Source organism: Saliphagus infecundisoli, from assembly GCF_020177375.1.
GTDB classification, from domain to species: Archaea; Halobacteriota; Halobacteria; order Halobacteriales; family Natrialbaceae; genus Saliphagus; species Saliphagus infecundisoli.
Genome location: NZ_JAIWHV010000007.1, coordinates 133,689 through 160,208 on the forward strand (window position 1 = coordinate 133,689; position 26,520 = coordinate 160,208).

26 protein-coding genes and 3 pseudogenes are annotated in these 26,520 nt (G+C 67.7%); 7 read left to right on the top strand and 22 right to left on the bottom strand.

Translation table 11 applies throughout. The features are described from left to right. Window positions 1–91: 91 nt before the first annotated feature. The 3 genes from LCF40_RS11395 to LCF40_RS11405 form a co-directional block, all read right to left on the bottom strand. Entirely contained in the window at window positions 92–583 is a 492-nt protein-coding gene (locus tag LCF40_RS11395) for an Hsp20/alpha crystallin family protein (RefSeq protein ID WP_114578216.1), read from the bottom strand. 163 nt (window positions 584–746) lie between these two features. Then, complete coding sequence (gene pheA / locus LCF40_RS11400; RefSeq protein ID WP_114578215.1) at window positions 747–1,553, bottom strand: prephenate dehydratase; 807 nt, start codon at window positions 1,551–1,553, stop codon at window positions 747–749. Between the two features lie 46 nt (window positions 1,554–1,599). After that, the gene (locus tag LCF40_RS11405) at window positions 1,600–2,925 is read right to left on the bottom strand and encodes an MFS transporter (protein ID WP_114578214.1); all 1,326 of its coding nucleotides are present in this window, start codon (window positions 2,923–2,925) and stop codon (window positions 1,600–1,602) included. A gap of 397 nt (window positions 2,926–3,322) precedes the next feature. On the opposite strand from LCF40_RS11405, the gene serA reads away from it, so the two are divergent. Together serA and LCF40_RS11415 are read left to right on the top strand one after the other, a co-directional pair. After that, window positions 3,323–4,903: a phosphoglycerate dehydrogenase gene (gene serA, locus LCF40_RS11410; RefSeq protein ID WP_114578213.1), complete on the top strand. Its 1,581-nt coding sequence runs from the start codon at window positions 3,323–3,325 to the stop codon at window positions 4,901–4,903. Window positions 4,904–4,983: 80 nt separating this feature from the next. Beyond that, window positions 4,984–5,178, top strand: coding sequence for a cold-shock protein (locus LCF40_RS11415; protein WP_114578212.1), 195 nt, complete (start codon window positions 4,984–4,986; stop codon window positions 5,176–5,178). Between the two features lie 156 nt (window positions 5,179–5,334). Here the strand turns inward: LCF40_RS11415 and serB are convergent, their stop codons facing one another. After that, window positions 5,335–6,009, bottom strand: coding sequence for a phosphoserine phosphatase SerB (serB, locus tag LCF40_RS11420; RefSeq protein WP_224828567.1), 675 nt, complete (start codon window positions 6,007–6,009; stop codon window positions 5,335–5,337). 109 nt (window positions 6,010–6,118) lie between these two features. Between serB and LCF40_RS11425 the strand changes: the two genes are divergently transcribed. Continuing rightward, the gene (locus LCF40_RS11425; RefSeq protein WP_224828568.1) at window positions 6,119–6,397 is read left to right on the top strand and encodes a hypothetical protein; all 279 of its coding nucleotides are present in this window, start codon (window positions 6,119–6,121) and stop codon (window positions 6,395–6,397) included. Window positions 6,398–6,425: 28 nt separating this feature from the next. On the opposite strand, the gene thrC is transcribed toward LCF40_RS11425, so the two are convergent. The 4 genes from thrC to LCF40_RS11445 form a co-directional block, all read right to left on the bottom strand. Next, the gene (thrC, locus tag LCF40_RS11430; protein ID WP_224828569.1) at window positions 6,426–7,688 is read right to left on the bottom strand and encodes a threonine synthase; all 1,263 of its coding nucleotides are present in this window, start codon (window positions 7,686–7,688) and stop codon (window positions 6,426–6,428) included. Window positions 7,689–7,728: 40 nt separating this feature from the next. Next, window positions 7,729–8,112: a helix-turn-helix domain-containing protein gene (locus tag LCF40_RS11435; RefSeq protein ID WP_224828570.1), complete on the bottom strand. Its 384-nt coding sequence runs from the start codon at window positions 8,110–8,112 to the stop codon at window positions 7,729–7,731. A 43-nt stretch (window positions 8,113–8,155) separates the two neighbouring features. Next, on the bottom strand, window positions 8,156–8,446 hold the full coding sequence (locus LCF40_RS11440) for a DUF8001 family protein (RefSeq protein WP_224828571.1): 291 nt from the start codon (window positions 8,444–8,446) through the stop codon (window positions 8,156–8,158). A 124-nt stretch (window positions 8,447–8,570) separates the two neighbouring features. Further along, entirely contained in the window at window positions 8,571–8,900 is a 330-nt protein-coding gene (locus tag LCF40_RS11445; protein ID WP_224828572.1) for a hypothetical protein, read from the bottom strand. Between the two features lie 240 nt (window positions 8,901–9,140). On the opposite strand from LCF40_RS11445, the pseudogene LCF40_RS23520 reads away from it, so the two are divergent. Beyond that, window positions 9,141–9,603 (top strand): annotated as a pseudogene (locus LCF40_RS23520) (histidine kinase). A gap of 1 nt (window position 9,604) precedes the next feature. On the opposite strand, the gene argF reads toward LCF40_RS23520, so the two are convergent. The 10 genes from argF to LCF40_RS11500 form a co-directional block, all read right to left on the bottom strand. Then, the gene (gene argF, locus LCF40_RS11455; protein WP_224828573.1) at window positions 9,605–10,510 is read right to left on the bottom strand and encodes an ornithine carbamoyltransferase; all 906 of its coding nucleotides are present in this window, start codon (window positions 10,508–10,510) and stop codon (window positions 9,605–9,607) included. Continuing rightward, window positions 10,507–11,613, bottom strand: a complete 1,107-nt coding sequence (locus tag LCF40_RS11460; protein WP_224828574.1) for a [LysW]-lysine hydrolase — start codon at window positions 11,611–11,613, stop codon at window positions 10,507–10,509. Before LCF40_RS11460 ends, argF begins: the two co-directional genes overlap by 4 nt. Beyond that, the gene (locus tag LCF40_RS11465) at window positions 11,610–12,755 is read right to left on the bottom strand and encodes an aspartate aminotransferase family protein (RefSeq protein ID WP_224828575.1); all 1,146 of its coding nucleotides are present in this window, start codon (window positions 12,753–12,755) and stop codon (window positions 11,610–11,612) included. Before LCF40_RS11465 ends, LCF40_RS11460 begins: the two co-directional genes overlap by 4 nt. Next, window positions 12,752–13,618: an acetylglutamate/acetylaminoadipate kinase gene (locus tag LCF40_RS11470; protein ID WP_224828576.1), complete on the bottom strand. Its 867-nt coding sequence runs from the start codon at window positions 13,616–13,618 to the stop codon at window positions 12,752–12,754. The genes LCF40_RS11465 and LCF40_RS11470 overlap by 4 nt, the downstream gene beginning before the upstream one ends. An 84-nt stretch (window positions 13,619–13,702) precedes the next feature. Next, on the bottom strand, window positions 13,703–14,785 hold the full coding sequence (argC, locus tag LCF40_RS11475) for an N-acetyl-gamma-glutamyl-phosphate reductase (protein ID WP_224828577.1): 1,083 nt from the start codon (window positions 14,783–14,785) through the stop codon (window positions 13,703–13,705). Then, window positions 14,785–15,663: a lysine biosynthesis protein LysX gene (lysX, locus tag LCF40_RS11480; RefSeq protein ID WP_224828578.1), complete on the bottom strand. Its 879-nt coding sequence runs from the start codon at window positions 15,661–15,663 to the stop codon at window positions 14,785–14,787. The genes argC and lysX overlap by 1 nt, the downstream gene beginning before the upstream one ends. 103 nt (window positions 15,664–15,766) lie before the next feature. Then, window positions 15,767–15,931: a lysine biosynthesis protein LysW gene (gene lysW / locus LCF40_RS11485; RefSeq protein WP_114578201.1), complete on the bottom strand. Its 165-nt coding sequence runs from the start codon at window positions 15,929–15,931 to the stop codon at window positions 15,767–15,769. A 186-nt stretch (window positions 15,932–16,117) separates the two neighbouring features. Then, entirely contained in the window at window positions 16,118–17,569 is a 1,452-nt protein-coding gene (gene argH / locus LCF40_RS11490; protein ID WP_224828579.1) for an argininosuccinate lyase, read from the bottom strand. Between the two features lie 3 nt (window positions 17,570–17,572). Continuing rightward, window positions 17,573–18,811: an argininosuccinate synthase gene (locus LCF40_RS11495; protein ID WP_224828580.1), complete on the bottom strand. Its 1,239-nt coding sequence runs from the start codon at window positions 18,809–18,811 to the stop codon at window positions 17,573–17,575. Between the two features lie 280 nt (window positions 18,812–19,091). Next, window positions 19,092–20,345, bottom strand: coding sequence for a helix-turn-helix transcriptional regulator (locus LCF40_RS11500; protein WP_224828581.1), 1,254 nt, complete (start codon window positions 20,343–20,345; stop codon window positions 19,092–19,094). Between the two features lie 141 nt (window positions 20,346–20,486). On the opposite strand from LCF40_RS11500, the gene LCF40_RS11505 reads away from it, so the two are divergent. Next, window positions 20,487–20,993, top strand: a complete 507-nt coding sequence (locus tag LCF40_RS11505; protein ID WP_114578321.1) for a 2'-5' RNA ligase family protein — start codon at window positions 20,487–20,489, stop codon at window positions 20,991–20,993. Window positions 20,994–21,001: 8 nt separating this feature from the next. On the opposite strand, the gene LCF40_RS11510 is transcribed toward LCF40_RS11505, so the two are convergent. From LCF40_RS11510 to LCF40_RS11520, 3 genes are all read right to left on the bottom strand, one after another. Next, entirely contained in the window at window positions 21,002–21,925 is a 924-nt protein-coding gene (locus tag LCF40_RS11510; RefSeq protein ID WP_224828582.1) for a phosphotransferase family protein, read from the bottom strand. Window positions 21,926–21,986: 61 nt separating this feature from the next. Next, window positions 21,987–24,161 (bottom strand): ATP-dependent DNA helicase, encoded by a 2,175-nt coding sequence (locus LCF40_RS11515; protein ID WP_224828583.1) that lies wholly within the window; start codon window positions 24,159–24,161, stop codon window positions 21,987–21,989. 87 nt (window positions 24,162–24,248) lie between these two features. After that, the gene (locus tag LCF40_RS11520; RefSeq protein WP_114578195.1) at window positions 24,249–25,190 is read right to left on the bottom strand and encodes a cation diffusion facilitator family transporter; all 942 of its coding nucleotides are present in this window, start codon (window positions 25,188–25,190) and stop codon (window positions 24,249–24,251) included. 99 nt (window positions 25,191–25,289) lie between these two features. Between LCF40_RS11520 and LCF40_RS11525 the strand changes: the two genes are divergently transcribed. Together LCF40_RS11525 and tnpA are read left to right on the top strand one after the other, a co-directional pair. Further along, window positions 25,290–25,811, top strand: coding sequence for a metallophosphoesterase (locus LCF40_RS11525; protein WP_224828584.1), 522 nt, complete (start codon window positions 25,290–25,292; stop codon window positions 25,809–25,811). A 269-nt stretch (window positions 25,812–26,080) separates the two neighbouring features. Next, window positions 26,081–26,341: pseudogene (tnpA, locus tag LCF40_RS11530) on the top strand (IS200/IS605 family transposase); the annotation flags it as partial. Between the two features lie 10 nt (window positions 26,342–26,351). Here the strand turns inward: tnpA and LCF40_RS11535 are convergent. Continuing rightward, window positions 26,352–26,520 (bottom strand): annotated as a pseudogene (locus LCF40_RS11535) (IS4 family transposase); the annotation flags it as partial.

Sequence of the window (26,520 nt, forward strand, 5' to 3'; positions counted from 1 at the left end):
CCTCGCCGCGGGCCGGTCGAGTCCCCGGCTTCGTCCTCGCTTGAGGGGCTCATCGGCTCGGGGCAACGGCGACGCAAATAAATCCGGGACCTCAGTCGATGTCGATCCGCCGAGAGTCCCCGCCCGGCGAGAGCTTCGGCAGGGTTACCGTCAGCACGCCATTTGCGTACGACGCCGAGACTCCCTCCTCGTCTACCGGCTCCGGGAGCCGGAGCCGCCGGCTCACGGACTGGCGGGTCCGCTCGCGTCGGATGTAGTGGGTGGGCTCGTCGTCGGCCGTCGTGATCTCCGTGCCCTCGTCTTTCCCGTCGTCGCTCCCGATGCCGACATCGGCCTCGTACTCCCGGCGGTCCTCGCGGTCGGCCTCGATCCGGAGGGTGCCCTCGGCGAGCCGGAGATCGATGTCGTCGATCTCGTAGCCGGGGAGGTCGGCGGTGACGACGTACTCGTCATCGTGGTCGGCGACGTCGACCGCGACCGAGCCGGGCGACGGAAAGCCCGAGCCCCGTGCCATCCCCTCCTCGACCTGTCTGCTGAGGCGGTTCAACAGTTCCTCGACCTCGTCGAACGGGTTCCGTCCCATAGAGGCGAGTACGGGATCGGGGAGGATAAACGCAACCCCTTCCTGCTCTCGAGGCTCCTGCCACCCGGGCCGACCCCGGCTCATAGGGTCGGTTACAACGGTGTCCCGTTCGATCGCAGTCCCGTGTTGCGATCGATGGTGCACTGACTTGGAACCGCCCCTATCACTCGACGACGTGCTCGATGTCGTAGGAGCCGAGCCGCCGGACCCACCCCTCGCGTACGATCGCCTCTACGTCCTCGATCGCGGCCTGCGTACGGGCCTCGTAGAGCCCCGCGGCGACGTCGATGTGGAAGACGTAGTCGCCGAGACGCTCGCCGCTCGGGCGTGACTCGACTCTGGTGAGGTTGACGTCGCGCTCGGCGAAGGGCTCGAGCAGTTCGAGCAGGAGTCCGGGGTAGTTCGCGTCCGGGTAGACGACCAGCGAGGTCTTCCCGCCGCCCGTCGAGCGTGCGGCGGCGGGCGCGAGGACGAAAAACCGGGTCGCGTTCGAGGACTGGTCCTGGATGTCCTCGGCGAGGACCTGGAGATCCCCGCCCGCGTTGTCGGGGTGGCCGATCCCCGCGACCGAGGAATCCTCGCGAGCGCGTTCGACCCCTTGGGCCGTGCTCGCGACGGCCTCGAGGGCGACGTCAGGGTACTCCCGTTCAAGGTAGTTGCGACACTGTGCGAGCGCCTGTGAGTGGCTCGCGACCGTCTCGAAGGTGGGTCCCTGGGCGAGCAACGCGTGTCTGATCGGGGTAACGATCTCGCGGACGACGGCGACGTCGTACTCCGCGAGGGCGTCCAGGCTCTCGGTGACGCTGCCCTCGATGCTGTTCTCGATGGGGATCACTCCGCGGCCGTCGGTGCTTCCGGCGACGTGTTCGACGATCGCCGTCACCGACTGGCGAAAGTCGACGTCGTCGCCGACCGTCCGGGCCGCACGATGGGAGTAGGTCCCTTCGGGACCGAGGGTGACTACGGTCATCGTCGGCGTCTACGGGGGGAGGGAGAAAAGGCCGTCGGGTTCCGTCTCAGTCGCCGGCAGGGGTTCCCTCGCTGGCGTCGGCCGCAGGCGGCTTCTCGACGAGCCAGCCGCCGGTCGTCGCCTGTTCGGCGACATGGGGCTGGAATACCCACGCCGCGAGGACGAGGATGGGGACCATCGTGCCCGCGACGACGGCGTATCCCAGGTGGAGGTTCGGGAGGAAGGCCGCCGAGAACACCAGCGGGTAGATCGAGCCGCCCGAGGAGCCGATCCCGCCGACGACGCCGGCGACCGACCCCGAGCTATCGGGGAACATCGCGGGCACCTGCGCGAAGATCGCGCCCTCGGAGAACGCACAGCCCATCCCGACGAAAAAGCCCGCGACGACCGCGACGTAGATGTTGCCGGTCAGGCCGGCGGCGGTCATCCCGACCATCGCACAGACGACGAAAACCAGCGTCGCGAACGTCCACTGCTCGCGGTAGCGCCCGTCGAACCACGGCAGGAGCTCGATCTCGTCGCGGGCGACGCGGTCGCTGACGTAGCCTCCGATCGGCCGGAGGAGCCCGGCGGCGATCGAGAACGTCGCCGCGAACGTCGCCGCGATCACGAGGTCGCCCTCGCCGAAGGCCTCCCGGTAGTAGGTGCCGAGCCAGCCGTTCATCGCCAGCTCGAGCCCGAAGGTCATCACGTAGGCGACCGAAAGCACGACGGCGCCGTAGCGGGTGGCGATGTAGAGCCACTGCTGGGGCGTCACGCCGGCCTTGGTCGCCTCGCGCTTCTTCGTGCTCTTTGCAGCGTCGCCGAAGAGGAAGTAGACGACGCCCAAAACGATCGCGAGCACGCCGGTGTAGAAGAAGGCGGCCCGCCAGTTGGTCGCAAAGAGGGGACCGGCGTAGCCCTCGCCGAAGATCCTCGGGAGGGTGAAGTAGGCGCCGATCCCCGCGCCGGCGTTGCCGATGCCCGCGAAGATCCCCTCGGCGGTGCCGAGTTCCTCCTCCTCGAACCACTCGGAGACGTGCTGGATGCCGATGACGAAGGTGATCCCCGCCAGCGAGGCGACGATTCGCGAGGCGGTAAAGACCTCGTAGGTCGTCGCGTAGGCGCTGATGATACAGAACACCCCAACGGTTACCATCGTGGCCCCGGCGGTCACCGGCGCGCCGAACTTATCGGTCAGCGGGCCGATGACGATCCGCCCGAGCGGGACGGCAATGACCGCGGCACTCGAGACGATTCCCAACTCTGCGACCGAGAGGCCGAACTCCTCTGCGATGCCGCCGGTAAAGGGCGCGAAGGAAAACCAGATCACGAACCCGAGGTTGAACATCGCCGTCGCCAGCAGGAGGTTCTTCCACTTGCCGGCGATCACGGCCGGTCACCTCCCGGGGTAGACGCCGGTGGCTCGACGGGCACTTCGGACAACGTCGGTTCCGAACACGACGAGAGATCGCCACCATCGTTTCCTAATTGTTCACTATCGTCCACTGATTTCCCGAGTTGCACCCTGTTTGTGCACATCTTCCTGTACGGCCGCACCCTCCCACACAATATAAACGTGATTATGTGGAAACCGGGAACATATATACTGATATTAGGAATATCATCCAAACACCGTTTCGAACCGGCGGGGGTCAGTGGGGGAATTCGGAACGGGTGCGTTCGAGGGTGGATTCCGGGGAGCGGAGAGAGCAGTGATACCGAGGCCCATAGAGCCACTTTCTGCAGGCAACGGAAGCGTTTACCCGCTCGGCACGAGTGACTCGCGCATGAAGGTCCTGGTCACGGACCCCATCGCCGAGGCGGGGCTGGCCGTCCTCCGCGATGCGGGCCACGACGTACAGACGGGGTACGACCTCGAGGGCGAGCGACTCCACGAGGCCGTTTCCGACGCCCACGCGCTGATCGTTCGGTCGGGCACCGAGGTCACCGCCGACCTCCTCGAGTCCGCCGAGGAACTCGTCATCGTCGGACGCGCGGGGATCGGGACGGACAACATCGACCACGATGCCGCAACCGACCGGGGCGTGATCGTCGCAAACGCGCCGGAGGGCAACGTCCGGGCGGCCGCAGAACACACGGTCGCGATGGCCTTTGCCGTCGCCCGGTCGATCCCCCAGGCCCACACCCGACTCAAGACCGGCGAGTGGGCGAAAGGCGACTACATGGGTCGGGAGTTAAAGGGCAAGACCCTGGGCGTCGTCGGCTTCGGCCGGGTCGGCCAGGAGGTCGCCAAGAAACTCGACTCCTTGGGGATGGACGTCGTCGCCTTCGACCCCTACATCTCCGCCGAACGCGCCGAGCGCATCGGCGCCGAACTCGTCGAACTAGAGGACTGCCTCGAGCGCGCGGACTTCCTCTCGATGCACACCCCCCTCACCCCCGAGACGGAGGACCTCATCGGCGAGGCCGAACTCGAGAAGCTCGAAGGAGGGTACGTCATCAACTGTTCGCGCGGCGGCGTCATCGACGAGGACGCCCTCGCGGCGAAAGTAGACGACGGTACCGTCGCTGGCGCGGCCCTCGACGTCTTCACCGAGGAGCCCCTTCCCGAGGACTCTCCCCTGTTGTACGTCGAGGACGTCATCGTCACGCCCCACCTGGGCGCCTCGACGGAGGCCGCCCAGGAGAACGTCGCGACCTCGACGGCCCGCCAGGTCGTCGCCGCCCTCGCGGGCGAACCGGTCGCCAACGCCCTGAACGCCCCCTCGATCGACGAGACCGCCTTCCCGCGGCTCGCACCGTACATCGAGATCGCAGAGACCGCCGGCATGATCGCGACCCAACTGCTCGACGGCCGGATCGAGGCAGTCGAGGTCACCTACGAGGGCGAGATCGCCGACGAGGACCTCGAGTTCGTCACCGCCTCGGCGCTGAAGGGCGTCTTCGACCCCCTCGAGTGGCAGGTCAACGCCGTCAACGCGCCGGGGATCGCCGACGATCGAGGGGTGGACGTCACCGAGTCGAAGACGCGCCAGGCCGAGGACTTCCAGAGCCTGATCTCGGTGACCGTCAGCGACGGCGAACGCGAGGTCGCCGTCGACGGCACTCTCTTCGCCGGCGAGGACCCCCGGATCGTCCGGATCGACGGCTACCGCGTCGACGCGATCCCCCACGGGAAGATGGTCGTCACCCGAAACACCGACGAACCCGGCGTCATCGGCCTCATCGGCACCGTCATGGGAACCCACGGCGTCAACATCGCGGGGATGTTCAACGCCCGCGAGACGATCGGCGGCGAGGCACTTACGGTTTACAACGTCGATGGCGACGTCCCCGACGCCGCACGCGAGGAACTCGAGGGCGACGACCGGATCGTCGAGGTCCGGTACCTCACACTGAACGGCTGACCCGCTCTACTCACCCCGGCGGTCGCGGTACCACGACCCTCGCAAGGGTTATCCGTACACCGGGGCTACGATTGGTTGCAATGGCAAACGGAACGGTTGATTTCTTCAACGACACGGGCGGTTACGGTTTCATCGAGACTGACGACGCGGACGACGACGTGTTCTTCCACATGGAAGACGTTGGCGGTCCGGACCTCGAAGAGGGAACTGAGATCGAGTTCGACATCGAACAGGCCCCCAAAGGCCCTCGCGCGACGAACGTCGTCCGCGAGTAATTTCTCGTTCACTGTCGCGGAAGCGACACTGACCGACGACTTCACTTATTTGAGACGCTCGCGAGCCACTGGCTTTTAGGGCTCCCACCCGACTCACAGCTCCGACCAGCGACGTTCCATCCGGAGTCGCGTACGGGCCACGGAGGCCGCGACACCTCACTCCACAGCTACGAGCACGTCCTCCTCCGCGAGGACCTCCCGTAACTCCGCCATCGAGGAGACGACGACGTCGCAGGCGGGTTCGACGGCGGGCTTGGGCTCGAAGCCGACCGCGAGACCGGCGACCTCGAGCATCGGGAGGTCGTTTGCGCCGTCGCCGACCGCAACCGTCTCCTCCATCCCGACGCCCTCGGTTTCCGCGAGGTTCTCCAGAGCCGTGTCCTTCGTTCCCTCGACGAGCGGTCCCCCGACCTCGCCCGTGAGCTCGCCGTCGGCGGCCGGCAGTCGGTTCGCGATCACGTGATCGACCGTGACGCCCTCGTGCTCGAGAGCGGCTTCGACCCCGCGCTGGAACCCTCCGGTGAGGATCGCGGTCGTGACGCCAGCGGCGTTCAAGGCGGCGATCAGGTCGGCGCTTCCCGGCCGGAGCGCCACCCGGTCGAAGGCGGCCTCGGCGTCCGAAAGGGAGAGCCCCGAGAGCAGGCCCGCGCGCTCGCGGAGGCTCTCGGCGTAGCCGATCTCGTCGTTCATCGCGCGGGCGGTGATCGCGTCCATCTCCTCGGCGACCGGCTGTTCGCTGTCGGGGTTCAGTTCGTCGATCCGTTCGCCGAGCAGGACGGTCATCTCGGAGTCAGAAAGCGTGCCGTCGAAGTCGAACGCGACGAGGGTCATGGCGGCGGTTCGTCCGGCGGGGTTGAAAAGAACCCGTTTCGGACGGAGCGTATACCGATCACGTCAAACGTACAGTAACTTTGATCAACCCTGACGAGAATCCATGCGTATGAATGGCGAGGGAGAGACCGCGACGGACGGCGGGACGACCGTCGTCGATCGGGACGAACTCGATGCCGTTGTCCGAAACGCGGTCAGAGGCGCGATGCTCGACGTCGCGGGAACCCTCTTCCTGCTGGTGCTCGCGCTCCTGTTTCTCGGGAGCGGGATGCGGGGCGTCTTCGTCTCGTCGTCGGGCGCCGGGATCGCGTTCTCGGGTGCCCTCCTCGCTTTCGGACTCCTCCTGGCCGGGATGGCCTTTGATCTCGTTCCCCCGTTCCGCGTTTGATTCCGCGGTCAGCCCGCGGACTCTCTCTCTACCGATCGCCGACCAGATGGGAAAGCACGCCGTCGGTGTCCGCCGGAACCGGCTCGGGATCCGCTCCCGCGGCGGCTGCGGCGTCGGGATCCTTCAGCAGGTGGCCCGTCGTCAGGCAGGCGACGCGCTCGTCGTCGCCCACGACGCCCTGCCCGCGGAGTTTTCGCAGGCCCGCGAGGCTCGCGGCGGAGGCGGGTTCGACACCGACGCCCTCGCGCGCGAGGTCGCGCTGGGCATCCGTGATCTGCTCGTCGCTGACGGCGACGGCGGTCCCGCCGGTCTCGCGGATTCCGGGGAGGGCTTTCGGCGCGTTCACGGGGTTCCCGATCCGGATCGCCGTCGCGCGGGTCTCGACCGTCTCCCAGCGCTGCACCTCGTCTGCGCCCGCCTCGATCGCTTCGACCATCGGCGCCGCGCCCTCGGCCTGGACGCCAGTGAGCTTGGGAACGTCCTCGCGGTCGATCGCGCCCGCCTGGAGCAGTTCCCGGAACGCCTTGTAGAGCGCCGCGGTGTTTCCCGCGTTGCCCACCGGGAGAACGATCCGGTCCGGGAAGGGGCCATAGTCGGCCTCGAAGGCCTCCATTATCTCGAGCCCGATCGTCTTCTGGCCCTCGAGCCGGAAGGGGTTCAGCGAGTTCAGCAGGTAGGCCTCTCCGCGCTCGGCGAGTTCCTTGACGACGTCGAGGCAGGCGTCGAAGTTGCCGTCCACTTCGAGGATGCGCGCGCCGTGGAGGGCGGCCTGGGCGACCTTCCCCGCGGCGACCTTCCCCGCGGGCAGCAAAACGAGCGTCTCCATCCCCGCCCGCGAGCCGTAGGCCGCGAGCGCGGCGCTCGTGTTCCCCGTCGAGGCACACGCGAGGCGTCCGACGCCGAGTTCCCGTGCCACCGCGACCCCGACGGTCATTCCGCGGTCCTTGAAGCTTCCCGTCGGATTCATCCCCTCGTGTTTGATTCGGAGGGTCTCGACTCCGACCTCGTCCTCGAGTCGCGGGACTTCGTAGAGCGGCGTCGCGCCCTCTTGTGTGGTGACTCCCGACGAAAGCGGGAGGGCAGACTCGTAGCGCCAGACGCCGGTTCCCGAGAAGTCCGCGAAGGTGGGGAGGGAGGCGTATCGGACCTCGAGCAGACCGCCGCAGTCACAGGTGTAGCGCACGTCCGCGAACGGCGGATAGGAGTCGCCACAGGCGATGCACTCGAGCCAGGCGCCGTCGGTCGCCTCGTCGGGCGGTGCCGGCCGTTCGGCCGAGAGGTCGAGAGCCATTGTCCGGCGGGAGGGAGCCAGGAGGGAAAAAGGGGTCGGGTCAGGGACGGTCGCCGTCGAAGCCGTTGATGACGCCGTGGACCGACTCGGTCCACGTCTCGAGGGCGTCGTGGAGCATCGCCTTTGCCTCGGGGAGCGCGATCGCCGTGTACTGGTAGACGTAGCCGCCGCCGTCGAGGAGCCGGCGGTCCCGACGGACGAGCCCGCGTTCGGTGAGCGTCGAAAGCGACCGGTTGACCGTGCTCCGGTCGCGTTCGAGGGCGGCCGAAAGCTCCTCGACGGTGCTCCCCGGCCGGTCCAGCAGGGCGAAGTAGGTCCGGGTCTCGTGGTCCTCGATCCCGAAGACGCAGCTCATCACGGTCCGGAAGTCGGGATCGGAGCGCTCGATCAGTTCGTCTAAGCGGTGGCGTGGCCCCTCGTCCATACCTGCCGTAGCACGCGGGGGGCGAAAAAACGCCCGCAGGGAGTCACCCGCGGCTCTCGTCTCTCCTGTCGTCGCCGGTGTCCGCATTCGGATCCTCGTCCTCGCGTCCGTACCCGTTGTTCCGGATGCAGGTGCGCATCTCTGATTCGGTCTCGTGGCGGTGCAGTCGCGTCGGCGTGTCACAGTAGTAGATCGCCCCGTCGTGGCGCAACGTCACCTCGTGGTCCTCGCCGAGCATGGTCGTCGTCACGACGACGCGGCGCCCGTCGTGGATGGCGTCGATGATCGCGTCGGCTGCGAGCTCGCCGGGCGTTACGTACAGCGGTCCCGCCATCTGTTCGCCTTGCGTTCCCCGTCGCAATCAGTCTTTTCGCCCTGCCAGTCGCGTCGCCGGCCGGCCGTATCGGAGATGAGCGAACAGTGAATCCTCCGCCGGCGGATATGGTTGCTTTTCCGTCCTAGAAGTCGTTGTCGTTCGGTACGTCCGAAAACAGCACCCAGGGGCTGGATTCGTCCGTGAGTACGGCCGTGCCGGGCGCCCCGATCCGGAAGACGACCACGATGTAACACACCTGCACCAGACCGAAGACCGCAAAGGAAACGAGTTCGTTCCCGCCGGTCAGGGGCCGGATCACTGCCGTATCGAACACGCCCATCGCGCGAAAGAGGACGTACCATCCTCCGACGAATAACGCAATGTAGCCGAGGACGTAGGCGAGTATCGCGGCGGCGATCAGCCCGTATCGGAAGGCCGTGCTGGCGTACGAGAACGCCGCATCCACACCCATATATCGATCACCTACCTGGACGATAGTAAATATACTGTCGCGACTGAGGATGCTAGCCGACACGGGCGTTCACCTACGTGGCACGCCCTCGCCCAGTCAGACTACTCTAGCGATCCGATCCAGAGCCGTCTATCACGCGGTGTTCAGCCGGCACGCGATGTATGATGAAGGCTTCCCTCCCGTGTGCGTGCGATGCCAGACCGGGATACCAATACACACACCCACGACCCATGGAACCGTATGGCATCGGAAACCGCCACTCCGACCGACGACCGAACCGCAACCGCCCTCGAGCCCTGGCAGGCCGGTACGATCGCGGGAATCGCCGGCGCCGTCACGATGGGTGCGCTGATGACGATGCAGATGCCGGGCGTCGTCGAGAACGCGATCCCGGCGCTGTACGGGCTCGCGGGCGGCGCCGCTGGTCGCGATTCACGTCGCCCACGGCGCCGTCCTGGGGGTCGTCTTCGCCGCCGTCCTGGTCGCGTCGGGCCGCTCGCCCTCGCTTCCGGCCGCCGCGGGCGCGGGGCTCGTCTACGGCGTCGTCGTTTGGGTCCTGCTGGCGGCCCTGGTCATGCCGGTCTGGCTCTCGACGGTCGGCTTTCCCATGGCTCCGCCGGTCCCCAACTTCGATCCGACGAGTCTCGTCGGCCACGCCGTCTACGGGCTCGTCCTCGGAATCGGTTACGCCGTCCTCGAGTAGGTTACTCGACGAGAGTCGCGAGCAGCGCCTTCTGGGCGTGCAGGCGGTTTTCGGCCTGATCGAAGACGATCGAGCGCTCGCTCTCGACGACGCTATCGGTGATCTCCTCGCCGCGGTGGGCGGGCAGACAGTGCATGACCCGCGCGTCGCTGCCCGCGAGCAGGTCCTCGTTGACCTGGAACCCCTCGAAGCGCTCGAGGCGGGTGTCGCGGGTGTCCTCCTGGCCCATGCTCACCCAGACGTCGGTGTAGACGACGTCGGCGTCCGCGATCTTTCCCTCGGGATCGGTCGTCGTCTCCGGGGCCTCGCCGAGTTCCCCCGCGCGCTCGACGACGGCTTCGTCGATCCGGTGTTCGGGCGGGGTGACGACGGTGAGGTCGATCCCGGCGAGCGCACAGCCGAGCGCGAACGACTGGGCGACGTTGTTGCCGTCGCCGATCCACGTGACCGAGACGTCGTCGAACCCCCCTAGCTCCTCGCGAATCGTCAGCAGGTCGGCGAGCGTCTGGCAGGGGTGGGCGTCGTCGGTCAGCCCGTTGACGACGGGCACGTCGGCGTACTCCGCGAGCACCTCGCAGTTCTCGTGGTCGAAGACGCGTGCCATCACGCAGTCGACGTACCGCGAGAGGGTCCGGGCGGTGTCCTTGAGGGGCTCGCCCCGACCCAGGTGGATGTCGTCCTCGCCGAGGAAGACGGCGTGGCCCCCAAGCTGGGTCATCCCGGTCTCGAAGGAGACCCGGGTCCGGGTGCTCGGCTTCTGGAAGAGCATGCCCAGCGTCTTCCCGGCGAGGTCGCCGTGGTCCTCGTCGGCCGCGAGCGCCTGCTTGTAGTCGGCGGCCCGGTCGAGCACGGCGAACAGGTCCTCGCGCGAGAGGTCGTCCACGTCGAGGAGGTGGTCCGGGCTCACGAGTCGCCCACCACCGTGTTGGCGACGCGGGTCAGGACCGCGACCGAACGGTCGAACTCGGAAAGCGAGAGGCGCTCGTCGGGCGCGTGGTCCAGTTCGGAGTTGCCGGGTCCGTAAGTGACCATCGGGCAGTCCCAGTCTGCGGCATAGAGGTTCATGTCGCTCGTCCCGGTCTTCCGCAGGAGGCGTGGATCGCCCGCCTCGGCCCGGATCGCGACCCGGAACGCGCGGGCGACCTCGGTCCGGGGACTCTCCATCACCGGCGGGATCGGCTCGGCCCAGGTGACGGTGCCGATCTCGAGGCCGGCCTCGGCGGTCTCTCTGACGCTCTCGGCGTCCAAAGAGGGCGGGATCCGCAACTGGACCTCGAGGGTCGCCTCGACCGAGAGACCGTCCGCGCTGATCCCGCCGTCGATGTCCACCGGTTTGGCGGTCACGCCCTCGAAGACGGGCGTGTACTCGTCGGTCTCGAAGGCGTCCTCGACCCCGTTCCACCAGCCGGTCGCGTGCTGGATCGCGTTCGGTTCGGGCCGTGAGGTGTGGCCCGACTCGCTGGTCGCGACGTAGGTTCCCGCGAGAAAGCCCCGGTAGCCGAGCGTGATTCCCGTGGTCCCGCTGGGCTCGCCGTTGACGACCGCTCCGGGTTCCGCTCGGTCCGCGACGAGATGACGCGCACCCCGCGAGTCGGTCTCCTCGCCGACGACGCCGACGAAGGAGACGCCGGTCCGGGCGGCGGCGACGGCCATCGCCGCCAGCGGACCCGTCGCATCGACGCTGCCCCGACCCCACAGCACGTCCTCTCCTTCCTCGTCGGCGACCCCCACCTCGACGTCCTCCCCGGAGGCAGGACGGACCTCGACGGGGATCTCGCCGGGAACGGTGTCGATGTGGGAGGTGAGCAGGACGGAATCGTCCGCGGGAGCGCGGACGTTGCCGACCTCGTCGATCCGGGCCTCCCGTCCGTTGGCCGCGAAGAACTCGACGAGGCGCTGGGCCGCATCGCTTTCCTCGCCGGAGGGCGAGGGGAGCGAGACGAGATCGACCAGCAGCTCGCGGGCGTCCTCGGACGAAATCTCGGCAGTGTCGTCCATCGCCGCGGTCATGACTCGACCTCCCCGAGCACGCCGGCCATCGCCTCGACGAGCTGATCGGCATGGGGCTCCTCGATCACGAGCGGCGGGAGGAGCCGGAGCACCGTCCGGCCCGCCGGAAGTGCGAGAACCTGCTGATTCATCGCGAGATCGCGGGCGACGCGGTTCGCGCCGCGTTTGACCTCGATCCCGACGAGCAGGCCCTCGCCGCGGACCTCCCGCACGGAGTCGCCCAGTCGGGACTCGAGTTCGTCGGCGAGATAGTCCCCGATACGGGCGGCGTGGGCGGGCCACTCCTCGGAGACGATCGTCGAGACGGTCGCCGCGACGGCCGCGGAGACGACGGGCCCGCCGCTGAACGTCGCGTTGTGGGAGGCCGCGCCGTCGGCGACCCACTCGCTGACCGCGAGCGCGCCGACCGGCAACCCGTTGCCGAGCCCTTTCGCCGTCGTGAGGATATCGGGCGTGACGCCCCCACCTTCGCAGGCCCACATCGAGCCGGTGCGGCCCATTCCGGTCTGGACCTCGTCGAAGACCAGCGCCGCACCGGCCTCCTCGGTGAGTTCGCGGGCGATCTCGAGATACCCCTCCGGAGGAACGTTGATCCCGCCCTCGCCCTGGATCGGCTCGAGGATCACCGCGGCCGTCTCGTCGTCGACGGCGCCCGCGAGTTCCTCGCCGTCGCCGTAGGGGACGAACTCGACGTCGCCGGCCAGGGGCTCGTACGGCTCCTTGTAACTGTCCTTCCAGGTCGCCGCGAGCGCCCCCATCGTCCGTCCGTGAAAGGAGCGGGTCGCGGCGACGATCCTCGAGTTCCCCGTGGCGGAGCGCGCGAACTTCAGGGCCGCCTCGTTGGCTTCCGTCCCCGAGTTACAGAACCAGGCGCTCTCGAGGCCGTCGGGTGCGGCCGCGACGAGGGCGGCGTAGGCGTCCTCGCGAGCCTGGACGGGGTAGGAGGAATCGACGAACGTCAGCTCGCCGATCTGTTCCTGGACCGCTTCGACGACCGCGGGATGGGAGTGGCCCAGCGGCGTGCAGGCGTAGCTCGCGCCGGCATCGAGGTACTCGGTCCCGTCGGGCGTGTAGAGGTACGGACCCTCGCCGCGCTCTACGGGGATGGGTTTCCCGCCGGAGACGAAGTCGAGGTCGCTCACTGGGCCACCTCCTCGCCGTCCGTCTCGTCGTCGGCGAGCGCACCCGGTTCGAGAGTCGTCCCCTCGCCCGCGAGCGCGGCCGTGATCGGCTCGTCGGCATTCGCACTCGCGACGATGACGGAGGTCGCACCGCCCTCTAACGCCTCCCGGGCGGCCATCACCTTCTTCGTCATGAACCCCTCGGCGGCCGCCTCGACGGCCGCGAACTCCTCGGGGGTCGAGGCGGAGTCGATCCGCGTCGCCTCGTCGTCGGGATCCTCGTAGATCCCCGAGACGTCGGTGAGCACGACGAGATCCGCACCGAGCGCCCCGGCGATGGCGGCCGCGGCGCGGTCGGCGTCGGCGTTGACCGCCGTGTAGCCGCCCGACTTTTCTCTCCCCAGCATCGGGACCGAGACGACCGGGGTGTAGCCGTCCGCGAGGAGGGTCTCGAGCAGATCGGAATTGACGGACTCGATCTTTCCCGAGTGATCGCCGCGCTTGATCTTCTTCTTGCCGTCCTCCTTCACTCGAACCGCGGACTTGCGTTTGCCTTCCAACAGCTTGCCGTCCGCCCCCGAGAGCCCGACCGCATCGACGCCTTCGTTCTGCAAACTCTCGACGAGGTCGGTGTTCAGCTTCCCCGGCATGACCATCTTGAAGACGTCCATCGTCTCCTCGTCGGTAAAGCGCCCGACGACCCCGCCGGGGGTCTCGACGTAGGTCGGCTCCTGGCCGAGCTCCTCCAGAGTTTCGTCGACGGCGGTCGAGCCGCCATGGGTGAGGACGACCTCTCGGCCCTCCTCGACCAAGGAGGCGACGTCCGCGAGCGCGCCCGCGGGATCGACGGCGCGTGCGCCGCCGATCTTTACTACGACAGTCACGCGAGCCACCTCCGGTGGCGAGTGTGACTAGACAAGTCGCAGCCCGCGCAGTACCGCGAGCAGGAACGTCTTGGCGTAGTCATCTCAGGGCGCCCCCACGGGGTGAAGTCCCGCGAACTCGAGGCCCGCGGTCTCCTCGAATCCGAGCGCGACGTTGGCGGCGTGGACCGCCTGGCCCGCGGAGCCCTTCATCATGTTGTCGATCGCGGAGAAGACGACGACTCTCTTGTTGGCTGGATCGAGTTCGAAGCCGACCTCGGCCATGTTGGTCCCCGCCACCGATTTGGGCTCGGGGTAACGATAGACGCCGGAGCCGCCGGCGGCCATCCGGACGAACGGCTCGTCCTCGTAGCAGTCTCTGTACGCAGACCAGAGGTCACCTTTCGAGACCGGCCCCGAGGGAAAGACGTGGTTCGTCGCGCTCGCGCCCCGGATCATATCAACTGCGTGGCACGTAAACGCCACCGAGGTGCCGAGGAACTGCTCGATCTCGGCCTCGTGGCGGTGGCCCGTCGGCGCGTACGGCCGGACGACGCCCGACCGTTCGGGATGCGAGGAGGCGTCGCCGCCTCCCGCACCGCCCTCCGAGGAGCCGACTTTCACGTCGACGACGATCTGCTCTCCTCCCTCGAGGATCCCGTGTTCGAAGAGAGGGTACAATCCGAGAATCGTCGCGGTGGCGTTACAGCCGCCGCCGGCGATCAGCTCCGCACCCGGAAGGTTCTCTCGGTTGATCTCGGGGAGGGCGTACTCGGCCCGCTCGAGGTACTCGGGCGCGTCGTGGCCGTCGTACCACTCGTCGTACTGTGCCTCGCTCTCCAGACGGAAGTCCGCCGAGAGATCGACCACAGTATCCGCGACCTCGAAGAACTCGTCGATCTTCCCCATCGAGACGCCGTGGGGCGTCGCGGCGAAGAGGACGTCGACGCCCTTCAGGTCGTCGGGCTCGGTAAAGCGCAGGTCGGTGCCCCGAAGCGGCGGATGGACCGAGCCGACACTCTTGCCGGCTTTCGACCGGCTCGTGACCTCGCTGACCTCGAAATTGGGGTGTCCGGCGAGCAGCCTAAGGAGTTCCCCCCCGGTGAAGCCGCTCCCACCGATCACGCTCGCGGTGACCGTCTCCCCGCTCTCCGCTTCTTCCTCCCGCGTTCCCGCACCCGTCGCCATCAGGCGGTCACCTCGATCCCGTCGTCGGCCGCCGAGGCCGCGGTCTCCTCCAGCCAGTCGACGACCCGTCCCGCGACGTCTTCCTCGACGGCGCCATCCAGGGCTTTGAACTCGACGGTGTGGTTGACCTCGTGGACGGTGTAGTCGTCACCGGCTTCCATCAGGTCCACACCCAGCAGGCCGCCGCCGACCGCAGCGCTCGCCTCGGCGACGAGTTCCTCGGCACGGGCATCGAGTTCGAAGGAGTCGGTTTCGGCCCCCTTGGCGGCGTTCGTGAGCCAGTGATCCGACGAGCGCGCCATCGCGGCGATGGGCTCGCCGTCGATGGCGAGCACGCGAACGTCGCGTCCGGGCTTCTCGACGAACTCCTGGACGTAGAACACCTTGTGCTCGTAGTGGCCGAGCGTCGCCTTGTGTTCGAGGATGGCTTCGGCAGCGTCTCTCGAGTCGATCTTCGCCATCAGCCGGCCCCACGAGCCGATCACCGGCTTGAGGACGCAGGGGTAGCCGAACGCCTCGATCGACTCGAGGGCGGCCTCGGTGGTGAAGGCGACGTCGGTGTTCGGCGTCGGGACGCCCGCCGCTTCGAGGGCCAGACTGTTCTTGACCTTGTCCGAGCAGACTTCCGCAGTGTCGTGGCTGTTGACGACGGGGACGCCGTAGGCCTCACAGAAGCGGGTCGCATAGAGGCTCCGGCTGGTTGCCAGACAGCGATCGACGACGATGTCCAACTCGGCGAAGGCCTCGGGTGCCTCCGCTAAGTTGAACCGCTGTTTGCGGACGTCGATCTTGGTGACGTCGTGGCCCCGGTCGCGAAGCTCCGACAGCAGGAGCTTCTCGTCCTTGCGGATCCGCGAGTAGAGGATGCCGACGTTCATTGGCTGCGTTCGCTCCGATGGGTCGCGTGTTCGTGGTCGCTGGTATCGCTATGTCGGTCGTGGCCGTCGATGGCGGGGAATGTGGCTGTGACGGTTCCCACGCTCACTCACCCCAGTCCTCTTCGAGCTCCGGGGCTCGCTCGAGGACTGGCGGCTCGGTCTCGACGACTTCCAACTCCGCGCCACAGGTGGTACAGTCGACTATCTCTCCGACCTCCAGATCGTCGTGCAGGGTCACGTCCGCCCCACACTCGACACATTCGGTCATCGTACCCCTACCTGGGAGACGACGTACCTTAAACCCTTCGAACTTACCAGAAAAATTATACTATCTGCACCGTCGTCTACTCGCGGGAGAGCCCTGCCGCGTGCCGGTTGGAAGCCGTCGTATCATGGTGTCGGTAGTTCGTCCCCCGGTGGGGACGGCGGTGGCGGCCGTCGAAGGACGGCTGCTTCAGACATAGCCGGCCACCTCCTCCCCGAGGGCGACCCGGGCCGCCTCGATGGCCTCCCGGCGCTCGGCTACCCGCTCGCGATCGGCCGCGAGGCCTTCGGCGCTCGCTTCGAGGCTCGCCTCGACCGCCTGGGGAGCCGGCCCGCCGAGCGAGTCCCGGCTCGCGACGCTCTCGGCGGGGTCGAGGGCAGCCTCGACGGCCGCCGGTTCGACGTAGCTCTCGAGGGATTCGCCGAGGACCTCCCGGGAGGCAGCATCGAGCGCGGCGTAATCGGCCCCGTTCTCGGCGGCGACCGCGACCATCTCGTGGGCGGTCCGGAACGGGAGCCCCTCGGCCGCGAGCAGGTCGGCGACGCCGGTCGCCGTCGAAAAGCCCGCGCCGGCCTCCCGAGCGAGGACGTCCTCGTTCCAGTCGGCGGTCGCCACGGCGCCCGCGGCAACGATCGTCGCCTCGCCCACGGCATCGACGGTCTCCCAGGCGTGAGGCGTCGCCCGCTGGAGGTCGATGTTGTACGCGCGGGGAAGTCCCTTCAGCGTCGTCGCGAGTCCGCTTACGCCGCCGGCGGCGTCGCCCGCGACCGCGCGAACGAGCTCGAGGCTGTCGGGATTCTTCTTCTGGGGCATGATCGACGACGTCGAGGCGTAGTCGTCGTCGACCTCGACGAACCCCCGGCTCGCGAAGACGACGAGGTCCTCGGCGAGCCCCGAGAGGGTGGTCGCGAGCGCGGAGAGCGCCGCCGTCGTCTCGAGCAGGAAGTCCCGACTCGAGGCGGCGTCCATCGAGTTCTCGAGCACGGAGTCGAACCCCAGAAGGTCGGCGACGCGCTCGCGGTCGACGTCGAACGTCGTCCCCGCAAAGGCTGCGGCGCCCAGCGGCGAGCGGTTCACCCGGCCGTAGGCGTCGAGCAAGCGTTCGGTGTCGCGGCTCACGGCCTGCTCATAGGAGAGTGCCCAGTGGGCGACCGTGATCGGCTGGGCGGGCTGGAGATGGGTGTAGCCGGGCATCGTCGTTCCGACGTGCTCGCGGGCGACGGTCCGGAGGGCCTCCCGGAGATCGAGGGTCGCCTCCAGGGCCTCGAGTACGTCCTCGCGGAGGCGGTAGCGGATGCAGGTCGCGACCTCGTCGTTTCGCGACCGGGCGGTGTGCATCCGCCCGCCCTCCTCGCCGACGCGCTCGATCACTGCGGTCTCGATGGCCTCGTGAACGTCCTCGCCTTCCGGTAACGCCCCGTGACTCGCGTCCTCGATCCCATCCAACGCCTCGAGGATCTCGCCGGCGACCTCGCTCCCGATGATCCCGCACTCAGCGAGCATCACCACGTGCGCGCGATCGACCGCGACGTCGGCCGCGAAGATCCGCCGGTCGGCCGAAAGCGAAGAGAGGAAGCTCCGGGCGGGGCCGCCGCTGAAGCGGTCCCGACGGACGACGCCCTCGGTGTCCTCTCCGGTCATGGATCACTCCTCGTTCGCTTCGTCGGCCTCGCCGCCGTCGGTTGCGACCGAGACGGCGTCTTTCTGCCCCTCGATCGCCGCGTTCGCGAGGCGGCGCTGGAAGCCGTGGTATTTCGCGACCCCGGTGGCGTCCTCCTGGCTGATCTTCCCGACGGCCTCGGTGTTGAACGAGGCGTGTTCGGCCGAATACGCCGCGTACTCGCTGTCGCGCCCGACCGGGCGCGCACGCCCGCCCTCGAACCGGATCGTCACCGTCCCGGTCACGCGCGTCTGGGTCTCGTCGATGAAGCCCTCGAGCGCGGAGACCAGCGGGGCGTCCACGAGCCCTTCGTACCCCTTCTTCGACCACTTCTGATCGATTCCCTGCTTGAACTCGCGTTCCTCCTGGGTGAGCACGAGCGCCTCCAGGGCCTCGTGGGCGTTGAGCAGGGTCGTCGCCGCGGGGTGTTCGTAGTTCTCGCGAACTTTGAGTCCGAGCATCCGGTCTTCCATCGAGTCCGTCCGCCCGACGCCGTAGGCGCCCGCACGCTCGTTTAGCTGTTCGATCAGTTCGACGGGCTCGTACTCCTCGCCGTCGACGGCGACCGGATACCCCTCCTCGAAGGTGATCTCTATCTCCTCGGTGTCCCCGCCGGGTTTCTCGGTCCACTCGTAGATCTCCTCGCCGGGGACGTAGCTCGGGTCCTCGAGCTCCGCGCCCTCGACCGAGCGGCTCCAGATGTTGGTGTCGATCGACCACTTCCCGCCGCTCCCGCCCTCGACGGGGAGGTCGCGTTCGGCGGCGTACTCCTGTTCCCACTCGCGGGTGAGTCCGAGTTCGCGCACGGGCGCACAGACCTCGAGATCGGAGTCACGCCAGATCGCCTCGAACCGGAGCTGGTCGTTTCCCTTGCCCGTACAGCCGTGGGCGAGCGCATCACAGCCCTCGTCCTCGGCGACCCCGAGGATCGCCTCCGCGATCACCGGCCGCGCGAGCGCCGTTCCCAGGGGATACCCCTGGTAGGTGGCGTTCGCCCGCACGCCCTCGAGACAGAGGTCGGCGAACTCCGCTTTGGCGTCGACGACGTAGTGGTCCAGACCGAGCGCGTCGGCGGTCTCTGCGGCCTCCTCGAACTCCTCTTCGGGCTGGCCGACGTCGACCGTGACGCCGACGACCTCGTCGTAGCCGTACTCCTCCTCGAGCAACGGGACGCAGACCGTCGTATCGAGCCCGCCCGAGAACGCGAGTGCAACGCGTGTCATGTCGTACCCGAACGGACCGGGAGAACGGACTTAAACTCGTCGGTATGGATGTCGTAATTTACGGACAAAGCGGTCGCTTCGTGGAAAATCGTCGATTTGTGGGAACGAGATAACGCGGAAACTGGAGTGGGGATAATGGTGGGCCTACCGGCCCGGTCGCGGTCGTCGGGCGGCCGCGTCGCTCGCCGGCGGCGAGCGTGGCGCGGACGCGGCGTCGATCATCGAGTAACCCTCTAGCGGGATCGATAATAAAACCTTCCGGCGGGGCAAATCTTGGGGATCAGCCGTCGCCGGCGGGGCCGCCGGAGTCCGTGGCGGCGTCGCCAGCACCGCTGCCGGTATCGCTTTTGCCGTCGTCCACCGCGAGGACGTTCTCCCGGCCGATCCGGAACACCTCGATCTCGCCGTCCTCGCGGAGCCCGCTTACGACCTGGCTCGTCTTCGCCTCCGTCCAGTCGAGTTCGGTGACGACCTCCTGTTGTTTGATCCGGCCGCCGTGGTCCTCGAGCAGCCCCAGGACCCGCTCCTCGTTGCTCAGCAGTTCCGGCGGCGGCGCCGACGCCGACTCCACGGGCTCGTCGCCGTCGTCGGGGGTCGGGGCGGGAGCCGGCTGGGCCGGCTCGGCCTCGGCCGCCCCTCCCCCGTCGTCGGTCCGCGTTCGGCTCCAGACGACGGCGACCGCCGCCCCGAGCACGACGAGGGCGACCATCAACGCGCCGGCGCCGACCATCCACGTGAGGGGCAGCCCTTCCTCTTCTTGCTCGCCGGACTCGACGGGTTCGCCGCCGGTCGCGATCAGCTCGATGTACGGTTCGCCCTCGACGAACTCGCGGGTCTCGTCGCCGTACCAGAGGACGTTGTTCCCGCTCTGGTCGTCGGGCTCGGGCTGGACGGTGACGTTCTCGTACTCCTCGGGCCAGGAGACGGCGAGCTGGGTCCGTTCGTCCATCGTAAAGCCCGAGAGGGCCGGCCCGGCCTCGATCCGGTTGACCTCGACGAGAGCGAACGCCGACCACTCGAAGGTAAACCGAACGTAGCCGTAGGCCTGGGGCGAGGAACTCTCATCGGTCTCGACCGAGTAGTTCGACGTCGACATGTTGCGGTCGGTCGCGTTCTCTGCGTCGGAGACCAGCCCCGCGTTTCGCTCGCGGAACATGAGGATGTACTCGCCCGGTCGATCGCTGACGTTCTCGCTGAGGCTCTCCCAGTCGGCCGTCGCGTTCTCGTCGTCGAGGCGGTAGCGATACTCGATCGTCCACGCGGCCGACCCGTTGCCCCGGAGGTCGATCGCGACGTTGACCTCGTCGAACCCGTCTATCGAGGGTTCGTCGTCCCCGTCGTCCGAGGTTTCCCCGTCGTCCGCGGCGCCGCTCTCCTGGGCCGTGCTCACCACCCCGGTCGGGGCGGATGCCTGGCTCGCCCCGTCCGACCCACCCACGGCGTCGGCGGCGGCGAGCGCCGGGCCGACCGCCGCGCCGGCCCCCCACAGCACCACGAGACAGCAAAGCAGCACCCTGACCGCTTTGGCGTCCATTACCCTCCGATGGAGGGGCCCCCTAAATAGATCTTTCCGACTGACCTCCGGTTAGCGCCCGAGATGACGCCCGAATCACACGTTCTCCCGATCGAGCCGACGACCGCCGAACTCATATCGGCCCCCGCCGTAGCCGCCCGCGTGTACAGCGTCAACGCCCCGGTCCCGGGGCGCGTCCGCGAACTCGCCTCCCGGCTCTACCCCCGGCTCGTCGGCTTCGAGACCGTCCGCGAGACCCACTCGCTGCTCGTCAAACGCCTCGCCACCGACGAGGATCGGCCGGTGTCCGCCCTGGGGCGGCGGGTCCACCGCGCTCTCGAGGGCGCCCCCGCCGTCGAGGCCCGAATCACGGGAATCGACTGCTTCGCCGACCCGCCGCTGGGAAGCGCGCCCGTCGTCTATCTGGCCGTCGAGAGCCCCGGCCTCGAGGCGATCCACGCCGATCTCGCCGACGTCTTCGATCCCGTCGCAGGGCTCGAGGGCGACGACTACGTCCCCCACGTCACCCTCGCCCGCGGCGGGGACCCGGAGGCTGCCCGCCGGCTCGCCGACCGCTCGATCGAGCCGGTGACCTGGACCGTGGGCGAACTCGAGTTTTGGGACGGAACCTACGAGCTGCCGGTGAGCAGCGTCTCGCTGCCGGCCTGACGGGCGACTCAGCCGCCCGCGTCCTCTACGGTCTCGACGATCAGCCGCCGCATGTTCTCGGCGCGTCGCTCCCGTTCGTCCGCTCCGAGGTTCTCCTGGAGGTACAGCGACTCGAGAAAGGCGACGAGGTTCAGCAGACGGAAGGCGGGCCGGCGCTCCTCGATCCCCGCGGGAAGCTCGCGGACCGATTCGTACCCCGCCTGGAACGCCCGGAGCGCCGACGTCCCCACGCCGTCCGCCGCCTCGAAGTACGGCGTCGCCGCCCGCCAGTAGTCGTACTCCGCGGGCGCACCCAGCGCGTGTTCGAAATCGATCGCGGTCGCGGTTCCGCCGTCGGTCCGGGAGAGGTGTTCGGGGTGGACGTCGCCGTGACAAAGAACCGGCCCGCCACAGCCCTCGAAGACCCCCGGGTTCTCGCCCAGAAACCGATCGACTGCGTCGGCGACGTCCGCGTGGCCGACCGTCTCGAGGAACTCCCGGTGATACGCGATCCGTTCCCGGGCGGCGTCGGTCCAGCGGTCGTGGACGTCGATCGTCAGTCCGGTCCCGTGGTCACGGGGACGTCCGAACCCCGGGAAGGCGTCCGCGGTGTCGGCGTGGAGTCCCCCGAGCCACACTCCGGCGATGTGGGCCCACTCCTCCTCGATCGGCGTCGGCGAGCCCTCGAACGCATCCTCCCAGTCGGTCACGTAGTGGTCGTCGCCGACGGCGATCACGTTCGGGACCTCCATAGAGGTCTCGCTCGCGACGAAAGCGTGGACCCGTCCCTCGTCGGCCGCGTGCCCCCGCGAGTGGTCGTCGATCTTGAGGACTCCCCGCCGGCCGTCGAGGGAGACCTCGTAAACCCGATAGGGTGGGACGGCGTGGAGTTCCTCGAGAACGCGGGCGTCGTTGGCGTACTGTGCGATCGTCGTTTCGGGTTCGCGTTTCATGATATCCGCCGGGCGGCGCGGCCGCTCCGGCCGAGTCGAGAACGGACGAACGGATGGAGGCTCAGGGCGCGGGCGGCTCGCCCGGATACGCCTCGTGGTCGGTGTAGAAGTTCAACATCGCGAACTTAAGCTTGTCGGGCGCGATGTCGATGAGCTCCTCGCGTTCCTCGTGGGGGAAGGTGCCGTTGACGCTGTACTTGCCCAGGTCCGATTTCGCCCGCCGGGAGTAGCGGCGATCGAGCAGCGCCCGGACGCCGACCTCCTCGGGGCTGCGGATTACCCGCCCGAGGGCCTGGCGGGTCTTCCTGACGGTGGGAATCTCGACGGCGTAGCGCCAGCCCGTGTCGGTCCCCTCGAACGCCTCGTCGTAGGCGTCCTGGACCGCCTCCGCGCGGTCGTCGAGGTGGGGGTAGGGGACGCCGACGACCAATACTGTTCGGGCGTCCTCGCCGTCGAAGCTCACCCCCTCCGCGAGCGTGCCCCACAGCGAAGTACAGAGCACGGCGTCGTCGTCCGCGACGAACCGCTTTCGAAGGTCCTCGGCGGCGACTCCGGGCTCGTCGAGGTAGATCGTCGTCCCCTCGAGTTCGCCGCCCAGACGCTCGGCGTACTTCGCGGCCTCGGCGTAGTTCGGGAAGAACGCGAGGGTGTTACCGGGAGTGAGGCGGACGGCGTCGCCGACCGTCCCCGAGACCTCGCCGACGACCGCGGGGTCGTCCCGGTCGCTCGCGAACAGCGCGGGGGTCTCGACGGCGTACGTTCTCCTGTTTTCCACGGGGAATCCCAGGCCGTAGGCCATCGTGACCGGCTCCTCTATTCCGAGGACGTCCTCGGTGACGTCGAACGGCTGGAGGGTCGCGCTCATCAGGACCGTCGAGGCCACTTCCTCGAACAGTTCGCCGGTGACCGTCCGGGGGAGGCAGGTGTAGAGTTCCGCGCGACCGTAGACCTCGTCGGTGCCCGCGTCGCGGCTGACGGCGACGACGGGATACAGTCCCCGGCTGTCGCCCTCGTCCATCCACGCGCTCACGAACGAGGCGGCCTGGAGGGTCTGACACTCGGTTCGCGTGGCGGTCTCGCCCTCGCGGTAGGCCTCCTCGTACTCCTCGTCCAGGTCCCCCCCGAGCGCGAGCGCAGTGTCGAGGTCGTCGTCGATCCCCTGGCCCGAATACGCCTGCAGGAAGGCGAGCGTGAGGTCGTCCCGTCGGCCGTCGTTGGCGACCGAAACGTCCTCCCAGCCCTCGCCGACTCCCTCGCGGTCGCCGAACCCGAAGGAGTCCTCGTAGGTCTCGACGAGGGCCGCTCGAAAGGCTCCAAGGACGTTCGCGGCGTCGCCCGTTCGGGGATCGCTGCTGTCCTCGAGTTCCTCGATGGCCTGGTCGAACGTCCGCTCCGAGCAGGTCCGGGTCGCGTGATCGCGGGCGGCGTCCTCGACGTTGTGGGCCTCGTCGAAGACCGCGATGACGTCGTCGGGATCGCGGCCGAGCCACCGGAAAAACTGCTCGCGGATCCCCGAGTCGAGCAGGTGGTGGTAGTTACAGACGACGAGGTCGATCCCTTCCATTCCCTCCTTGAGGAGTTCGTAGCCACAGAACCCCTCGCGTTCTGCGTACTCGTAGATCTCGTCGGGACGGCGGACGTCGTCGAACAGCCAGGCGAAGAAGTCGTCGGTGTCCTCCTTCAGGTTGTTCCGGTAGTACTCACAGACGTTGGCGTCCTCGACGTCCTCGATCTCCTCGTCGAGCGACTCGAGTTCTTCCATCACCGCGCCCCGGGCGTCCGCTGCTTCCTCACTCCCTTCCCGGCTCTCGGCGAGCAGTTCACTCTGGCGGCGTTCGAGGCGGGCCCGGTCGCGTTCGTCCTCGACCAGCGAGCGGGTGGTGTCCCGAAGGGTCTGGCACTCCTCGTAGCCGACATCGATGTGACACATCGACCCCTTGCCCTTGAAGACGACCGCTCGAAGCTCCTCTTTCCGGGTGATCGCGCGGGCCTCCTCGACGAACTGGCGCATCTGCTGGTGGACGCTCGTCGTGATCACCACGGTCTTGTCCTGCTCGCGGGCGACCTCGAGGGCGGGGACGAGCGCCGAGAGCGTCTTGCCGGTCCCACAGGCCCCCTCGAAGAGGACGTCCTGGCCGCGCACCAGGGAGTTGTAGACGCGGTCCATCGCCTCCCGCTGGTTCTCGTAGGGGCGATCGTAGGGGAAAAAGCGCATGTACCCGGCAGTCTCGGACACATCTCTGTCTGATGGCTTCTCGAATATAAGGCTAACCCGCCACCGTTGAGAGCGAACCGGCGCCCGCCGTCGTCGAGACGGACCTGACTACTCCGGCTCGACGTACACCCGCTGCACCTGGCTGCTGTGGGCGGTCAGTGCGGCCTCGATCTCGGTGATCCGGTCGTCGATCTCGCCGGTGTCGAGTCCGGGGTCGAACCGGACGTCGGCGACGACCAGGAGTTCCTCGGGACCGAAGTAGACCGTCCGGAAGTCGACGATCTCGCGGACCCCGTCGCCGTCGGCGATTATGTCCCGTAGTTCGCTCTCGGCGGGCGCGGGGAGGCTCTCGCCGAGCAGCAGGCGCTTGTTCTCCCAGGCCAGTGCGATGGCGAATCCCATCAGGAGAAAGCCGATGAGCAGCGCCGCGGCAGCGTCGTACAGCCCGTTTCCGGTGACTCGGGTCAAGTAGACCCCCGCGAGGGCGATCCCGGCGCCGGCGAGGGCGATCGAGTCCTCGGTGAAGGCCGTAAGCGTCGTCACGTCGCTGGTCTTGCGAAACGCCTCGCGGTACGTCTCCCAGCCGTGTTCGTCCATCTGGCGGCTCAGTCCGTCGTTGGCCTTCTTGAGCGCGTAGGTCTCGAAGACGATCGCTCCGATCAGGACGACGTAGTTGACGTAGACGGGATCGAACGTCGCTCCAAGCAGCGTGACGTCCCCGGCGGCCCGGTGGACGCCCCCCTCCTGGAGCGCCTCGTAGCCGTGTCTCGCGCTCTCCCAGCCGGCGATGCCGAAGAGAATGACGCTGACGAGGAAGCTGTAGAAGAACTGGGCCTTCCCGTGGCCGAACGGATGCGTGCGGTTCGCGTCCTGGGCGCCGTACTTGATCCCGATCAACAGGAAGACCTGGTTGCCGGTGTCGGAAATCGAGTGGTAGGTCTCCGAGAGCATCGCGGGACTTCCGGTCAGGAGAAAGCCGCCGAACTTCAGGATCGCGATCGCGCCGTTGGCGAACAGCGCGGCGAGAACTACCGAGGTGCTACTGGCCATCGAACCCCGTTTCGGGCGAACCGTCAAAAACGTGGGCGGTTCGTCTGCCGGGACGGACCCGGTCGTAACGCCCGTAACCCCCCGCGCCGTACTCCGGCCGTGCTCGCGATCTACGCCGACACCCACGCGACCGACGGCCACCGTCTCGAGGGACCGGCTCTCGAGGCCGCCCGCGATGCCGACCTCGTGGTCCACGCCGGCGACTTCACGACCGAGCGGGTCCTCGACGCCTTCCGCGAGGAGGCCGAGCGACTGGTCGCCGTCCACGGCAACGCCGACTCCGGGACCCTCCGAGAGCGCCTGCCCGAAACCCGGTCCGTCGAGTACGAGGGCGTCCGGGTCGCCCTCACCCACCGCCGCGACGGCGGGGAGACCGGCCTCGAGATGTTCGGCCGTTCGCGGGCGGCCGACCTCGTCGTCTCGGGGCACAGCCACCGCCCCGGCGTGACGGTGGCCGGCGACGTGACCCTGTTGAATCCGGGGAGCCACGCCCAGCCTCGGGGGAATCGCCCCGGGTTCGCGACGCTCTCGCCGACCGACGAGGTGCTCTCGGGGCACCTTCGGGAGCCCGACGGGACGACGATCGAACGGTTCGAGGTTACACTCGGCGGGGAGCCGTGAACCGCTCTCTCATCGAAGAGGGGGATCCGATGCTCCTTGACATGACTTTCCACGGTGATCGATCCATGTTACAGACGGGGGCAGGAGGTAACACACCGGTCGCGATTCTCTAGTATCTGTTATGATACATAGTGCGAGCGCATACCCGCGTCTTCAGGCGCGGGTCGAGCGGTAGGCATAGTGCGTCTGGGCTATGTTGCTACGAACGGCTGGATTTCCCCAGTACTCGGTGGTTTTAAGACGGTCGCCTTCCATAGTGTGTAGTACGGATGAAGACCACACGGCACGCGACCTACACCCTCAACTACCACATAGTGTGGTTGCCGAAGTACCGAAACTCGGTACTGGGTAATGAGGTTGAAGACCGTGTGCGCCGAATACTCCACGAAATCGCCGACGAGAAAGGGTTGGAGATTGTTGACCTCACCGTCCAACCCGACCACGTTCATTTGTTCGTGAGTAGCCCACCGAAGCACGCCCCGTCACTTCTCGCGAACTGGTTCAAGGGAATCAGTTCGCGGAAGTACCATACGTTCTAGTTTAGTGGTGATCAAAGGTGAACTCACCCCATTCAATCTGCTCACGTAACCGTTCCCTGTGTGGATTTGGATCCCGCGACGCCCACAGCAATAACTCGTCTAAATCCGGTAGTTCATAGCCTAACTCTACCATGAGGTACAGCTGGATCAGATGAGCATGTCGTTCGATA